Origin of the sequence: Lactococcus sp. dk101, assembly GCF_009601055.1 — a bacterium.
Lineage (GTDB): Bacteria > Bacillota > Bacilli > Lactobacillales > Streptococcaceae > Lactococcus.
On record NZ_WITI01000002.1, the window covers coordinates 309,570 to 324,844 of the forward strand.

Annotated in this window: 9 protein-coding genes; all 9 read left to right on the top strand. The window is 40.0% G+C overall.

Features of this window, described 5'->3' with window-relative positions; all coding sequences use genetic code 11:
* Window positions 1–25: 25 nt before the first annotated feature.
* The 9 genes from nspC (at window position 26) to GHI45_RS03405 (ending at window position 14,955) form a co-directional block, all read left to right on the top strand.
* The gene (gene nspC / locus GHI45_RS03365; protein ID WP_147779081.1) at window positions 26–1,165 is read left to right on the top strand and encodes a carboxynorspermidine decarboxylase; all 1,140 of its coding nucleotides are present in this window, start codon (window positions 26–28) and stop codon (window positions 1,163–1,165) included.
* A gap of 355 nt (window positions 1,166–1,520) precedes the next feature.
* Window positions 1,521–2,600 (top strand): aspartate-semialdehyde dehydrogenase, encoded by a 1,080-nt coding sequence (locus GHI45_RS03370; protein WP_147779082.1) that lies wholly within the window; start codon window positions 1,521–1,523, stop codon window positions 2,598–2,600.
* A complete protein-coding gene (locus GHI45_RS03375; protein WP_147779083.1) occupies window positions 2,600–3,055 on the top strand; it encodes an NUDIX hydrolase in 456 nt (151 codons plus the stop codon). The genes GHI45_RS03370 and GHI45_RS03375 overlap by 1 nt, the downstream gene beginning before the upstream one ends.
* A gap of 8 nt (window positions 3,056–3,063) precedes the next feature.
* Window positions 3,064–3,945 carry a 4-hydroxy-tetrahydrodipicolinate synthase gene (gene dapA / locus GHI45_RS03380; RefSeq protein ID WP_147779084.1) on the top strand — a complete coding sequence of 294 codons (882 nt, stop codon included), beginning with the start codon at window positions 3,064–3,066 and terminating at the stop codon, window positions 3,943–3,945.
* 203 nt (window positions 3,946–4,148) lie between these two features.
* The gene (locus GHI45_RS03385) at window positions 4,149–5,849 is read left to right on the top strand and encodes a ribonuclease J (protein ID WP_147779085.1); all 1,701 of its coding nucleotides are present in this window, start codon (window positions 4,149–4,151) and stop codon (window positions 5,847–5,849) included.
* A 52-nt stretch (window positions 5,850–5,901) separates the two neighbouring features.
* Window positions 5,902–7,410, top strand: coding sequence for a leucine-rich repeat domain-containing protein (locus tag GHI45_RS03390; protein WP_147779086.1), 1,509 nt, complete (start codon window positions 5,902–5,904; stop codon window positions 7,408–7,410).
* Window positions 7,411–7,549: 139 nt separating this feature from the next.
* On the top strand, window positions 7,550–9,097 hold the full coding sequence (gene ffh, locus GHI45_RS03395) for a signal recognition particle protein (RefSeq protein WP_147779087.1): 1,548 nt from the start codon (window positions 7,550–7,552) through the stop codon (window positions 9,095–9,097).
* A gap of 168 nt (window positions 9,098–9,265) precedes the next feature.
* Window positions 9,266–10,111 carry a VOC family protein gene (locus GHI45_RS03400; protein ID WP_147779088.1) on the top strand — a complete coding sequence of 282 codons (846 nt, stop codon included), beginning with the start codon at window positions 9,266–9,268 and terminating at the stop codon, window positions 10,109–10,111.
* A gap of 317 nt (window positions 10,112–10,428) precedes the next feature.
* Window positions 10,429–14,955 carry an InlB B-repeat-containing protein gene (locus GHI45_RS03405; RefSeq protein ID WP_147779089.1) on the top strand — a complete coding sequence of 1,509 codons (4,527 nt, stop codon included), beginning with the start codon at window positions 10,429–10,431 and terminating at the stop codon, window positions 14,953–14,955.
* The last annotated feature ends 320 nt before the right edge of the window (window positions 14,956–15,275 follow it).

A 15,275-nucleotide genomic window follows, 5' to 3' on the forward strand; every position in this document is an offset into this window, starting at 1 on the left:
AGAAGTGCTTTTAGAGGAAAAATGGATGTTAAAGACCCCATATTTTGTCGTCGATGAAAATCTACTGTTGAAAAACCTCGAAATCTTGAAAAGAGTGAAAGAGCGGACAGCTTGCAAAATACTGCTGGCACAAAAAGCTTTTTCCATGTTTAGTATGTATCCCATGATTGCTAAGTATCTGGACGGAACGACCGCTTCAAGTCTCCATGAAGCTATGCTAGGCCATGACGAATTCGGGGGCGAAACGCATCTTTTTTCGCCTGCTTTTATTGAACGCGAATTTGATGAAGTCTTGATATATAGTCAGCATTTGGTTTTCAATTCGCCAACGCAATGGTTGCGATTTAAAGCGCGAGCGCTTCAAGCTAATAAAGACTGTGGCCTGCGCATTAACCCTGAGTTTTCAACGCAAGCAGTTGACCATGCCATTTATGACCCCGCAGCTAGTGGCTCAAGGTTAGGGACGACCTTGTCAGCGCTGACGGAGCTGCTCCAAGAAAATCCATCAGCATTGACAGGAATTTCAGGTCTGCATTTTCATACCTTGTGTGAGCAAAATTCAGACGACTTGGCGAAAACTTTGCAGGTAGTAGAAGAAAAATTTGGGGCCTATCTTTATAAGATGAAATGGTTGAATTTTGGTGGCGGTCATCATATCACGCGAGAGGACTATGATCTTGACCTTTTGGTCAGTGAAATCAATCGCATCAAGAAAAAATATGACCTGCAAGTGTATCTTGAACCGGGTGAGGCTGTTGTTTTAAATACTGGATTTTTAGTTGCAGGAGTGGTCGATTTTGTTGAAAATGGCGGCATTGTCAATGCCATTTTAGATACGTCGGCAGCAACCCACATGCCAGATGTTCTGGAAATGCCATATCGGCCTTTTGTGGTTGGCAGTGGACTTGCGGGCGAGAAATCATTTACCTATCGGTTCGGCGGTCCTTCGTGCTTGGCAGGCGATGTCATTGGCGATTATTCGTTTGATGAACCACTTGAGATTGGCGATAAGGTTACATTTACGGACATGGCCTTGTACAGCATGGTTAAGACCAATACCTTCAATGGCATTCAACTTCCAAGTCTTGTCATCAATCGAGAAAATGGCCAACTTGATGTGATTAAATCCTTTTCTTATGAGGATTTTAAAAATCGTCTCTCCTGATATCAAAACTGTCAGTTCTGACAAAACAAAATTATCTCATTTTTAGATGGTTATATATTTGAATTCTATATATAAAAGAAGTATAATAAAGAAAATTTAAAATTTAATTAGAGGTTGCAAAAATTAAAAAGTCAAGCGAAGTGGTGAACACGTTGAAACTTGAGGGCGGAATTTTTTGCCGAAAGTCAAAATTTCACAAATTTGGCTTGGGACGTTAGGTTAAATCCTGCGGACTGTCTTTTGTCAGAGCTGACAGAAGTTGCGCTAATGTATAACTAAGCTTATGCGGCGTCCTCTATTTTTGGGCGCCTTTTCGTTTTCTTTGGAAAGACGTGCAAAATTGAAAGGAATGTTTATGAAATCTTATCATGTTGCTGTTGTTGGTGCCACTGGTGCCGTTGGAACGCGAATGCTGGAGCAGTTGACGCACACGACTTTACCGATTGCTTCTGTTCGAGCCTTGGCAAGTAAACGCTCAGCAGGAAAAACAGTCGCTTTTGGAGATCAAAGTTTGGTCATCGAAGAACTGACTGAAACTTCTTTTGAAGGCATTGATTTAGCCTTGTTTTCAGCAGGTGGCTCTGTTTCAGCCAAATTCGCACCATATGCGGTTAAAGCAGGTGCGGTCGTTGTGGACAATACAAGCTTTTTCCGCCAAAACCCAGATGTTCCTTTAGTTGTACCTGAAGTCAATGCACATGCCATGGATCAGCATAATGGAATTATTGCTTGCCCAAATTGCTCAACCATTCAAATGATGATTGCGCTTGAACCGATCCGTCGCGTTTACGGACTTAAACGTGTGATTGTCAGTACTTATCAAGCCATCGGCGGTGCAGGAAATCGTGCCATGGATGAAGCACGTCAGCAGTTAAAAGCTGTCATTGATGACAATCTTGATCCAACAGCACTGACAGCCGAAATTTTGCCATCAGCAGGTGACAAAAAGCATTATCCAATCGCCTTTAATGCCCTGCCACAAATCGATGTTTTCACAGATAATGACTATACCTATGAAGAAATGAAAATGACCCATGAAACCAAAAAAATCATGGAAGATGATGATATTGCGGTTTCAGCCACTTGTGTTCGTGTGCCTGTTTTGATTGGCCACTCTGAAAGTGTTTATTTGGAAACTGAAAAAATCGCTGACATCGCAGAGGTCAAACGCTTGATTTCAGAATTTCCAGGTGCCGTTTTGGAAGATGACGTGGCACATCAAATCTATCCGCAAGCCATCAATGCTGTTGGCAAACGCGAAACTTTTGTTGGTCGTATTCGTAAAGATTTGGATGTTGAAAATGGCATTCATCTCTGGTGCGTTTCTGACAATCTGTTGAAAGGTGCTGCTTGGAATTCCGTGCAAATCGCAGAAACATTGCATGAACGTGATTTAATCCACCCCGTTGATCAAATGAAATTTGAGCTAAAATAATGACTTATATTAAAGAAATTCGAAAAAAAATCGGACACGACATGTTGATTTATTTGGGTGCAGGTGTTATTGTTTATAGAGAAGGAAAAATATTACTTCAAAAAAGACAAGATAATGGCAGTTGGGCCTTGCACGCAGGTGGCATTGAAATCGGTGAAAGTCTCGAAGAAACGGCCCGTCGTGAATTACTGGAAGAAACAGGTTTAACCGCAGGCAAACTCGATTTATTCGGACTTTATTCGGGAAAAGATCGCTTTTTGACTTATCCCAACGGCGATCAAATTTATATGCCCAATGCTTTTTATCTTTGTCGTGATTTTACGGGAACGCTTAAAGCCCAAAAAGAAGAAGTCAGCCAACTTGCTTGGTTTGAGCTTGAACATTTACCAGAAAACATCTTTGAAACCAACCAACGCGTCATTGATGATTTTATCCAATCCCAAACCATGAAATAGGAGAATTTATGAGTTTAGAGCAATTAAGAAAAGCACAAATTATTACCGCCCTTGTGACACCATTTAATGAAGATGGTTCGATTAACTTTACCGCCTATCCAAAATTGATAGAAGATTTGTTGAAAAAGCATACCGATGCCTTCATTTTGGCCGGAACAACAGCTGAAAGTCCAACATTGACTCATGATGAAGAACTACAAATTTTTGAAGCGGTTCATAAGATTGTGGAAGGACGCGTGCCATTGATTGCAGGTATTGGAACCAACGACACCAGAGACTCGGTTCAATTTGCTCAAGAAGTTGCCAAATTGGGTTATATTGATGCTGGTCTTGCTGTGACGCCTTATTACAATAAACCTTCTCAAGAGGGAATTTATCAGCATTTCAAGGCGATTGCAGAGGGTTCAGACTTGCCCATTATTCTCTATAATATTCCAGGACGGGTCATCAAGGAAATTGAATTGCCAACGATTTTACGCTTGGCTCAACTTAAAAATGTGATTGGCATTAAGGATTGTACAAATGTGGAACAACTGACTTTTCTGATTGACCAAGCACCGAGAGATTTCTTGATTTATACAGGCGAGGATGGGCTTGCTTTCCACGCCAAAGCTTTGGGAGCCAATGGGGTTATTTCGGTTGCCAGTCATCTTTTAGGCCCACAAATATACGAAATGTTTGACGAGTTGGAAAATGGAAGTTTGCAAAGAGCGGCAGCCCTTCAACGTCTGCTCTTGCCTAAAATTAACGCACTCTTTTCATTGCCAAGTCCAGCGCCTGTTAAAGCGGTCTTGAACCATCGTGGTTATCAAGTTGGCGGACTGCGTTTACCCTTGGTTGCTGCAACGAGTGAAGAAGCGAAAGCAGTGATTGAAATTGTTGAAAAATAATGGTACACTTAGTATAGTGTATTCTCGGTAGGACTGGAATATCAGTCCTTTTATTTTGTAAAATTTTTGCATACGAACCACTTGAACGCGCTCGAAAGTGGAGGAGACGGATCAAAAATGGAATAGTAAAACATGATAAGGAAATGAACTTTCATTTGCTGAGTTTTATGATTGAAAAAAATTGAAAAAAAGAAAGGCTTTTTATGGCTGATATTAAAATTACACCGCTTGGTGGTGTGCGTGAATTTGGGAAAAACATGTATCTTGTTGATGTAAATGACCAAATTTTTATTCTTGATGCAGGACTTAAATACGCTGAGATGGAAATGCTCGGTGTGGATTTTGTTATTCCTGACTTTACTTATATTATGGAAAATGCTGACCGTGTCGCAGGGATTTTCTTGACACATGGACATGCGGATTCGATTGGGGCCTTGCCTTATATCGTTTCAGAATTGCAAATCCCTGTTTTTGCAAGTGAATTGACCATTGAATTGGCTAAAATTCACGTTAAAAAATATGAAGGTTCTCGTAAATTTAATGATTTCCATATTGTTGATGAAAATACAGAAATTGACTTTGGTAACGCCATTGTTTCCTTCTTTACGACGACGCATACCATTCCAGATAGTTTAGGGATTGTGATTTCGACAAAATCTGGTAATGTCGTTTATACAGGTGATTTCCGATTTGACCCAGCCGTTGCGCCAGGTTATCGGACAAACATGAGACGATTGGCAGAGATTGGAAATAACGGTGTCTTGGCACTCTTGTCTTCATCACCAAATGCTTTGTCAACCGTTCAATCCGCCAGCGAACATCAAATTTATGAAAAAATTTATGATTATATTGATGATGCTCCAGGGCGTGTTATTGTGGCATGTAACGCAGGAAATTTGGGCCGCATTCAACAAGTGCTCGATGCAGCAATCAAACTTGGACGCCGTGTTGCCTTTACTGGCGAAGACATGGACCAAATCATTGAAACTGCGCGTCGCTTGAAAAAATTGAGTGTCATTGATAAGAAAGCCATCATCAAACCTGCGGAAATTAAAAAATATGCAGACAATGAATTGGTTATTTTGGAAACTGGCCGAATGGGCGAACCTTTGAAAGTGCTTGGAGACATGTCACTTCACCGTCATCCACTCATTCAAATTAAGGACGGAGATTTGGTGCTTTCAGTCACAAGTCCATCTGTCTCTTATGAAACAATGATTGCCAGAATTGAAAATGACGTTTACAAGGCGGGTGGTGTCATGAAGATGTTGTCTTCTGACTTGAAAATCTCTGGCCATGCCAATGCGCGTGATTTGCAATTCATGATTGATATTTTGCGTCCTAAGAACTTAATTCCTGTTCAAGGGGAATACCGCGAACTTCGTGGTCATGCCGAATTGGCAATGGATATGGGCATTTTGCCAGAACATATCTTCATTGCTAAACGCGGTGAATCCGTTGAATTTGAAGGCGACGAAATGCAACCTGCAGGTGTTGTTCAAGCTGAAAACGTCATGATTGATGGCGCAGGTGTGGGTGACATTGGCTCGGTTGTCTTGCGTGACCGTAAAGTTCTTTCTGAAGACGGAATTTTCATTGCTGTTATCACAATTTCAAAACACGACAAGAAGATTGTATCGAAAAGTCGTGTGCATACTCGTGGCTTCGTTTATGTTAAAACATCTCGTGATTTGATGCGAGAAGCAGGCGAATTGGTCAATGAAACGGTCGAAAAATATCTGGCAGGAAAAGACTTCGAGTGGGCCGAATTGAAAGGCAGCATTCGTGATGCCTTAGGTAAATTCTTGTATGAACAAACCCACCGTAAACCAGTGATTTTGCCAGTTGTGATGGAAGCTCGTAATCCTCAAGACTTAACTAAATACCATAAAAATAAAGCATAAGCAGTGACAAATCCTTTTGATTTTCGTATAGAAAGTCAGGAGGATTTTTTTGATGAAAAATAGAGCAATCATGAAAAGACGAATCAAAATCGGTGTCAGTTTGTCCTTGTTGAGCCTTCAATTTTGCAACTTATCTTGTCCCTACGTTCTGTCAGTGCTGACAACTCCAACAGCGCGTGCGGCAACCATTTACAGCAGCCTGACAGATGAAGCGGGACTTGTTTATACGATTGACCACAGCCAAAATACAGCAAGTGTGACCGCTTTTGTGGGAGTAGCAGGCAGTGCCGTTGTCATTCCAGACCAAATTGTAGAGGCCAATCAAACCTATCCTGTCACTTCAGTGGGTGCTTCAGCTTTCCTGAATTCAGGAATTTCATCAGTCCTGATTGGCAATAATGTTACAGATATTAACACCAGTGCCTTCCAAACAACTAGCAGTGCAACAGACTATTATAAAAAGGCATTGACCTCCGTAATCTTAGGAAATCATGTGCAAAACATTAAAACAGATGCCTTTGCAGGTAATGCACTCTCAGGAATCAGCTTTCCGTCAGCGCTGACAAAAATCGGGACGCGTGCATTCGCCAATAATTATTTTACCAGTATCCATTTCGGGCCAAATGTACAAGAAATCATGTCGAAAGCCTTCCAATCTAATACAATAACCGACCTCGTTTTTGATGCACAATCCAACGCTGTGATTGGTTCAATGGCTTTTTCAGGAAGTCCAGTAAAATCAATGCAGTTGGGAAATGGCGTCGTTTGGGCAGATGATGCCCTTAATAAAGTCAGCCCTTTCTTTGACCAGTTAGCAGATATGCCACTGACAGGGGTTCGGCAAGTTTCTGTCAGCGCTGACGGAAGCATTATAAAAAAATGGTTAGAAAAAGATGAAGTCAACCCGTCTGAACTCTTACAAAATGAGGAAAACATAAAAATAAATGAAGAAGCAGCCGAAAATTTAGACGATTTGGAAATAAATAATCAAAAGCCACCCGTCTTACTTGAAGAAACAGCCACGCATGCACTCGCAAACGAGACAGTTAATCCGACGACAGATGAAATTAAGGGTTATCAAGTCATTCCAGCATTTGATATGAAAGGGATGCTGACCGAAAATCAAAAAGATGACACCATTCAGATTGAGGAAGCAGAGAAACCAATCAGTCTAGAAGTTCCAGTCTTTGCTGAAATTATTAGGGACGACTTGAATGATGAAACAGTTGAAAAAAGTGACAACTCAGCAAGCCACACAGCAATAGAGCCTCAAACTCCTGACATTCGGCAGGTTCATTTACCAAAGTTGGTCTATCGTACCTCCTTAAATAACAAGAGTCTTTCGCTAGAAAAAATAAAAGATGTTGCGCATTTGCAAAAGATGAAAAATGAAAGTATTCCAAAAGCAATTGCTGCACAAGACCCTCTGAGCACAAGCTATGAAGCCCCTAAAATCAATAGCAGAAAAAGCAATCAGACTTCTCATTTTGCATTTTTAGAGTTGTTAATTGGCGGGAGTATCGGTTTAATGGTTGGTTTATTTTTCAAACGAGACAAGTAGAAAGTGGAAAAATAAGGATCATGACTTCCAATTCATTACAGAGATAAAAATTGTGAAAGCTTTTTTGACAGAAAAATGATAAAATAAAAGGAGCTAAAAAACGGTGTCTCGCCGAATGAAAATAGGATTGGAAATAAAGATGGCATTCGAAAATTTAACTGAACGCTTACAAGGCGTTTTCAAAAATCTCCGTGGAAAAAAGAAAGTTTCTGAAAACGATGTTTTAGAAATTACAAAAGAAATCCGAATTGCTTTACTGGAAGCCGACGTTGCGCTACCCGTTGTTAAGAAATTCATTAGAAATATTCGCGAACGCGCCATTGGAACAGAGGTTTCTGAGGCTTTGAACCCTGCCCAACAGGTCATTTCGATTGTCAATGAAGAATTGACAAAAATTCTTGGTGGTGGCGAAGCTGAACTCATGAAGTCTCCAAAAATTCCAACCATTATCATGATGGTTGGGCTGCAAGGTGCTGGTAAAACGACCTTCGCTGGAAAACTCGCTAAAAAACTTAAAGAAGAACAAAATGCGCGCCCATTGATGATTGCGGCTGACGTTTATCGTCCAGCTGCCGTTGAACAATTAAAAACTTTGGGAGCTCAACTTGATATTCCAGTTTACGATGAAGGAACGACAGAAAGTCCTGTCAACATCGTGAAACGTGGGCTTGAGAAAGCTGCTGAAGAACGCAAAGACTATGTTCTGATTGATACGGCGGGGCGTCTTGAAATCGACGACAAGCTGATGAATGAGCTTCAAGAAATCAAAGCCTTGGCAGAGCCAACAGAAATTTTACTGGTTGTTGACGCGATGACTGGTCAAGTTGCGGCGCAAGTTGCCAAAACATTTGATGAAAAATTGGATATTACCGGTGTTATCATTACCAAATTGGATGGTGATACGCGTGGTGGTGCGGCCCTCTCAATCCGTGAAATAACAGGGAAACCAATTAAATTTACAGGGACGGGTGAAAAACTGACCGACCTTGAAGTCTTTTATCCAGACCGCATGTCCAGCCGTATTCTCGGCATGGGCGATATGTTGACCTTGATTGAGAAGGCACAAGCTCAATTTGACGAGGAACAATCGGCTAAATTGGCTGAAAAAATGGCTGAAAATCGTTTCGATTTTGAGGATTTTGTTGAACAACTCGACCAAGTGACCAGCATGGGCCCAATGGAAGACATCATGAAAATGATTCCAGGCATGTCTCAAATGCCAGGTCTTGATAAGGTGAAAGTTGATCCAAAAGACATCGCACGTAAACGAGCGATTGTATTATCAATGACAGCAGCAGAGCGTCATTTGGAAGCCGAATTGTCACCTGCGCGCCGTCGTCGAATTGCCAGTGGATCTGGTAATAGCTTCATTGAAGTCAATAAATTCATTAAGCAATTTAATCAGTCAAAAGAAATGATGCAAGGGATCATGAATGGCGATATGAATGCCATGATGCAAAAAATGATGGGTGGCCAAGGCATGCCCAATATGCCAAAAGGAATGGGTGGCATGAATGGTATGCCAGATATGTCTCAATTTGGCGATATGTCAGGTATGATGGGCAATGGTCAGCCGGATATGAGTGCCATGTTCGGTGGCGGCATCAAAGGTAAGGCAACTGAATTTGCCATGAAACAAGCCATGAAACGTGCCCAAAAGAAAATGAAAAAAGGAAAGAAGAAATAAGAAAAGATTTTTGCATTCAAAAAGCGGTCGAAAAAGGACTGCTTTTTTTGATTTATTGGAGAATTTTCAAAACAAAATCCTTGTCATTACTGACAAGACAGGTTATCCTTTAAGTAGGGTAATTATTAAAACAATAAAAAATACAAAAAATAAAGATAGGAAATGTAAATGTATCAATATCAGTCAAACATACGAATGGGACACGTTAGTTTAAACGTGGTCAACTTGGAACTCGAAATTGAGTATTACCAAAAAATTCTGGGCCTTCAAATCATTAAGCAGGATGAGAACTCAGCAGATTTGGGACTGAGTGACAGCAAAGAAGTCCTTGTTCATCTTGACAAGGTGCCATTCAAGGAAAATAACACTTATGGCCTTTATCATCTCGCCATTTTGTTGCCTTCAAGAGCAGAGTTAGGTAACTTTTTACACCATCTTATTCATGACCAAATTCCAGTGGTTGGAGCGGCAGATCACGGCTATAGTGAGTCCATTTATTTGGAAGATGTCGAAGGAAATGGCATCGAAATCTATCGAGACAAAGCGGTTGAAGAATGGGACATTCAAGGGGATAAAATCATCGGAGTGACTGAGCAAATGGACTTTGAAGCGGTCTTGTCAGCACTGACAAAACCACATGAAGCCTTTGTCATGCCTGAAGGAACTCGAATGGGCCATGTGCATTTGACGGTTGCACGTGTAATGAAAGATACTAAATTTTACTTGGATGTTTTAGGCATCACAGAAAAATTCGCAGTCCCATCAGCGACTTGGATTTCATCAGGCAATTATCATCATCATCTTGCCTTTAACGATTGGCGCGGTTCTGAGCTTGAAAATAATGATCCAAAAGCCCCGGGGTTGCGAGAATTTGCCATTTATGTCGATGATGCTGCTTATTTTGAACAAGTAAAAGAAAATGCACGAAACTTACAAGCAATTTATGACGAAAACGCAAATCAAGTACGGATTATTGACCCCGTTGGTAATATTTTCTCTCTTATTTTAGAATAAATCAAAAAAATGTTCAATTTAATTTTGAGCATTTTTTGTTTACACTTTTTTATTTTTTGGACAAAGGGTTAGATTAAAAGATGTTAAGCCTTGTTATTATCAGTTTTAAACAAATGTAATTATATTGGCATAAATTAGCTTAAACGAAAATATAAAACTATATAAGTAATATTTATTAAATAAAAAATATTTTTCAGAAAAACAATTGTAATTCATGTAACAATAATGTTATAATATAATCATTGATACAATTAAATGAATTTCGATGTTAATAAGGTATCAAAAAATAAATGTAAAACATTCACAAGGAGGATGTAATGAAACATTCAAAAGTTACAGCTGGTTTAGCAGTTGCGGTCTTGGCTGTAAATGCAACATTGTCCCCCAGCCTTATTTTGGCAGATAGCTTAACAGATACCTCGAATACGAGTCAGACTCAAACAGTCGAAAAAACAAAAATTAGTTATAATGCGAACGGTGGACGTAACGCCGGCGATTTATTTAATGACGAAATATCTACAGGTGGGGAATATCAAGTCAGAAGCCTTGGCACTTCATCAGGGCAGCTTAATTTCGTTGCACCAAATGCGAAACAAATTTTCGTAAGCTGGAACACAAGACCTGATGGTACTGGTACGACTTATAATGAGGGTCAAACCGTAGCTAACTGGAATTATAGTTCCGATACAATTTTGTATGCGCAATGGTCTGACACCTCAAACCTGTCCTTTAATTTGAATGGTGCGACAGGAAATACAGCACCTGCACAAAAGACAGGGACGATTGGTAGCAATATCGTCGTACCTGACATTCCGTCAGATCTGACACCGAAAGATTCAACAACAGAGATCGTTGGCGTTTGGAATACCAGAGCTGACGGTACAGGAACAGATTATGCACCAGGATCAAGTTATGCCCTTGAAAAGACAGACACGACTCTCTATCTTAAGATTAAAGCGAAGTCAACGGAGCATGAACCATTACTTACCTTTAATTCTAATGGCGGACATACTACAAACTCTGAGTTGACATCAGGGATTAAAGGAAGTGTAGATGATGTATATTACATCACGTTACCAGATGCTACACCTGAGAAAGTCTCATATAAATTTACAGGCTGGTTAATTAACGGTAAAATCTACAAGGCTGGTGAGAAAGTACAGATTTTCTACAGTACAGAAGCCGTTGCTCAATGGTCACCTCTGGTGCTTATTGATTTCTCAAAAGGGTATGACACAACGACTGCAGCAAACAATATGCCGGATTCAGCAACGATTGATGCGACAGGACAAGTCTACCAATTACCAGATAATATCCCTTCACGTCCAAACGAAAATGGAAAACAATACATTTTCGTTGGCTGGAAATTAAATGGTACCACCTATTATCCAGGAAGTAAGGTTACGACACCTCGAGTGGCAGCATCGTGGGATTTTGAAGCAGTATGGTATGACTTTAATCTAGATTCGTATTCAATTGGATATAACGGAAATGGGAATACTGGCGGAAGTCCAGAAGAACCCTATTCATCTGTTGTAAAAGGAGAAGAACTAACGATTCCAGGCCCTGGAAAATTAACAAAATCAGGGCATGAGTTCATTGGTTGGGAATATGAAGTTGATGCTGACACTAAAATTGTTTACCTAGAAGGTGATGTTATTACGCCTCAGAAAAATATGGTCTTAAAAGCCAAATGGAGAGCAACGAGTTCTGAGGGAGCCTTGAAATTTGAATCAAATGCCAAGGCGGGAAGTAATCCAGCTGCGATTGTAGATACGAACGGAACAAAAATTACCTTGCCAGACGTCATGCCAGATAACGTTCCAACTGAAGATAATTATAAATTCTGGGGTTGGTCAACGGATAAAGCAGCGGCTTATCCAGAATACTATGCTGGAAATAGTTACACAATTTCTACAGGAACGAAAACACTTTATGGAGTCTGGGCACCAACTTCTGATCGTTATTGGACGCATTTGAAGATTGATGCTAATGGGGCAGAAGGCTTACCTAGCGGCTTTGAAAAAAACAATGTCTATAAACTTGGTACGGCAACGGAGACGAAATCAATCACAATTCCTACTGATGATGGCCTCAAATATGAAGGCTATCGTTTCACAGGATGGAAATTCACACAAGAAGGTGAAGAAGAAAAGATTTATCAACCAGGAGAGACACTCACACTGAAAGATATTTCAGAGACGAAAAACCCAGTTAAATTAACTGCCCAATGGGAACGAATTAAATATGAAGTCAAATATGACATGGGTGATGCAACATCTGGAACGGTTCCTCCGAATAGTACCATTGAACTAGACTTTAAAGATTCACACACCGTTTTAGGAAATCCAGGAAGTCTTGCCAAAGAAAAAGCACTCTTCGTTGGTTGGACTGACGGAAGCCAAATTTATACCCCTGGCCAAAGCATGAAACCAACTGAGGATACAGTCCTGACACCTGCTTGGAAAACGATTAGTGATAGCAACGGAAGTGGAACAGGCCAAACCAATATGGTTAATATGGTTTATGTGGCACTTGAGAGTGGAGTGATTGGTGAAACACCTGCTTCAGCATCAGTTCGTGGAGATTTCACGGAACGCTATACAGTAGCAGAACCCCTCGCAAACTTCTCTCTTCCTGGGAAAGTCTTTGATTACTGGTATGTTATCGATGCAAAAGGAAATGAAGTAGCCTATTCACCAGGGACATCCTTTATCGCCCATCAAGACATGATTTTCTATGCCAAATGGAAGACTGAAGTAGAAGTTCCTGCAGACTCATTTACGATTATGTTTAACGGGAATGGACATACATCAGGACTCGTACCAGACCAAATTTATCGTAAAGACGGCGTTAATTTCACAATGCCAAAAGTTGGTAAATTGGCCAAATATGAGTATTACCTAGACAATGATAAAAATGTCATTGCAGATCCATATCTATTTTTAGGTTGGAGCACAGATAAGAACGCCAAAGCTGGAGATGCGTCAATCGTAGCACCAGATACAGTAGTTAAGGCAAGCAAGGATACCGTTTATTATGCCATTTGGGATAAAGAAAAACGAAATGTATTACTCACTTATGATGGCAATGGCTACACGGGAGGAGATCTTCCAGATAGTACGACCTTGCCACGTTACGAAACAGCCGTGATTGACCCAAATAAACAGGGGATGTCAATGGTGAAAACGACGATTGATGAAGACACCGGAGAAGAATTACATTATATCTTTGGCGGTTGGAATACCAAGGCCGATGGTAAGGGGACAGATTATTATCCAGGCGGTAAACTTTCCCTTAAGACTGATACAGAATTATATGCAAAATGGATCCCTCTCAAACCATCGAATGGTTTAACACGTGTGATTTATTTAGCTAATAGTGATACAAGTTCTACTTACCTTAGATATACAGACGAAAAAACGACACCGTTTAGTATTCAAGATCGTGGTGCCTTTACAAATACAGGCTATATGTTTACAGGATGGAACACAAAAGCAGATGGTACAGGGAAGCAATATAACCCAGGAGAATCTGTTACACCATCAAGTACAAGTTTAATCCTCCATGCACAATGGAAGCCAGTAGAAGCCAATAAAATGTATATCGTTTATGATGGGAATGGCAAGACCAATGGTGAAGTACCAGAAGCGTACGTTGGTTTACCAAATGATACGGTTCAATTGCCATCAAGTGAAGATGTAAATAAACTTGGAATGAAGAAAACGGGATATATCTTTAGTGGTTGGTCAACAACACCAACAGCTCAAGGTATCATGTATCCGGACGGCGTTTCTCAAAAATTTAGCCAAAATACAGTCTTGTATGCGGTTTGGGCAAAAGATGGAAACTACATTGCCACACCTTCAACGGTAACTTATCATCAAAATCATAATGATTTGACAGATACTTACGTGGTCAAAGGTGCCGTAGATGCTAAAGCAACAGTTGATGATATCAATGTCCTTCACGGTCATAAGGTAGTAGCGGATGAAGTCAATGGTGGAGCCTATTATGGCGAAACACATAAATTGCCAGATCTTCGTACAGCAGGATTTGCTGAGCGTGAAAAATTCGATTTCCTTGGTTGGTCAACAGATCCGAATGCGACTGAAGCAACGTATCAACCAGAAGACGAATTTACACTTGCTCGTACCAAAGTTGATCTTTATGCAGTATGGAAAACGAGTGCCTATCAAGTCAGCTACGATGCCAATAAAGGTGAAGGAACGATGGCAGATCAAGAGTTTGTCTTTGATGTGAAGCAAGACTTAAGTGCTAATACTTTCTGGCGCGAAGGATACCACTTCGTTGAGTGGAATACTGAAGCAGATAGAACAGGTAAAGCCTACACGGATAAGGAAAATGTTGAAAATCTGGTGCCAACATATGCCGATGCAATTACATTGTTTGCACAATGGGAAGCCAATTCTTACCAAGTTAAATTCGATGCTAACGAAGGATCTGGTAAGATGAAGAACCAAACCTTTACATATGATGAAATGAAGGCCTTGAGACAGAATGAATTCAAACGAGATAACTACAAATTTACAGGCTGGAACACTAAAGCAGATGGAACAGGTGAAAAATATGCAAATAAAGCACAAGTCCTCAATCTACTGAAAGAAGATAAAGGACAAGTGACCTTATATGCACAATGGCGTAAGAATAAGACAACGACCATCAAAGATGTGATCCAAAATAACAAGTCAGATGGAACAACGAAGAAAAATCCACTCCTTCCACGGACAGGAGATGCGGCAAGCTTTATTCCTTTGGGGATCCTTGGTGCAGGATTGATTGCTCTTGGAGCCTTCATCCTTAAGCGCAAGCGTAAAGAATAAGTTCTATAAAAAAAAGATGATGCAGTCGCGTCATCTTTTTTACTTTGTATAAAAATGTTATAAATATTAAAATGTATCGTAAATTAGAATTGTGTGACAATTCAATTAAAAAGCAGAATATTCGTGTTTTTCGTTCACTTTTATTTTACAAAATTAATAAAATAATGTATATTAAATTATATAAATTATTATATATAGAAAACTATCAATAAATAAAATATGTGAATTTAAATAGAAATATATTTTACGCAGTTTAATGAAATATACGTTTTTTATTTTGTGATTCAGCGTAAGAGCATTAAGAAATCCTGAAGTATATA

Bases quoted from the DNA above. Each gene is read 5' to 3' on its own strand.
- dapA (WP_147779084.1), top strand. From the start codon at position 3,064: ATGAGTTTAGAGCAATTAAGAAAAGCACAAATTATTACCGCCCTTGTG.
- nspC (WP_147779081.1), top strand. From the start codon at position 26: ATGTTAAAGACCCCATATTTTGTCGTCGATGAAAATCTACTGTTGAAA.
- GHI45_RS03385 (WP_147779085.1), top strand. From the start codon at position 4,149: ATGGCTGATATTAAAATTACACCGCTTGGTGGTGTGCGTGAATTTGGG.
- ffh (WP_147779087.1), top strand. From the start codon at position 7,550: ATGGCATTCGAAAATTTAACTGAACGCTTACAAGGCGTTTTCAAAAAT.
- GHI45_RS03405 (WP_147779089.1), top strand. From the start codon at position 10,429: ATGAAACATTCAAAAGTTACAGCTGGTTTAGCAGTTGCGGTCTTGGCT.
- GHI45_RS03370 (WP_147779082.1), top strand. From the start codon at position 1,521: ATGAAATCTTATCATGTTGCTGTTGTTGGTGCCACTGGTGCCGTTGGA.
- GHI45_RS03400 (WP_147779088.1), top strand. From the start codon at position 9,266: ATGTATCAATATCAGTCAAACATACGAATGGGACACGTTAGTTTAAAC.
- GHI45_RS03390 (WP_147779086.1), top strand. From the start codon at position 5,902: ATGAAAAATAGAGCAATCATGAAAAGACGAATCAAAATCGGTGTCAGT.
- GHI45_RS03375 (WP_147779083.1), top strand. From the start codon at position 2,600: ATGACTTATATTAAAGAAATTCGAAAAAAAATCGGACACGACATGTTG.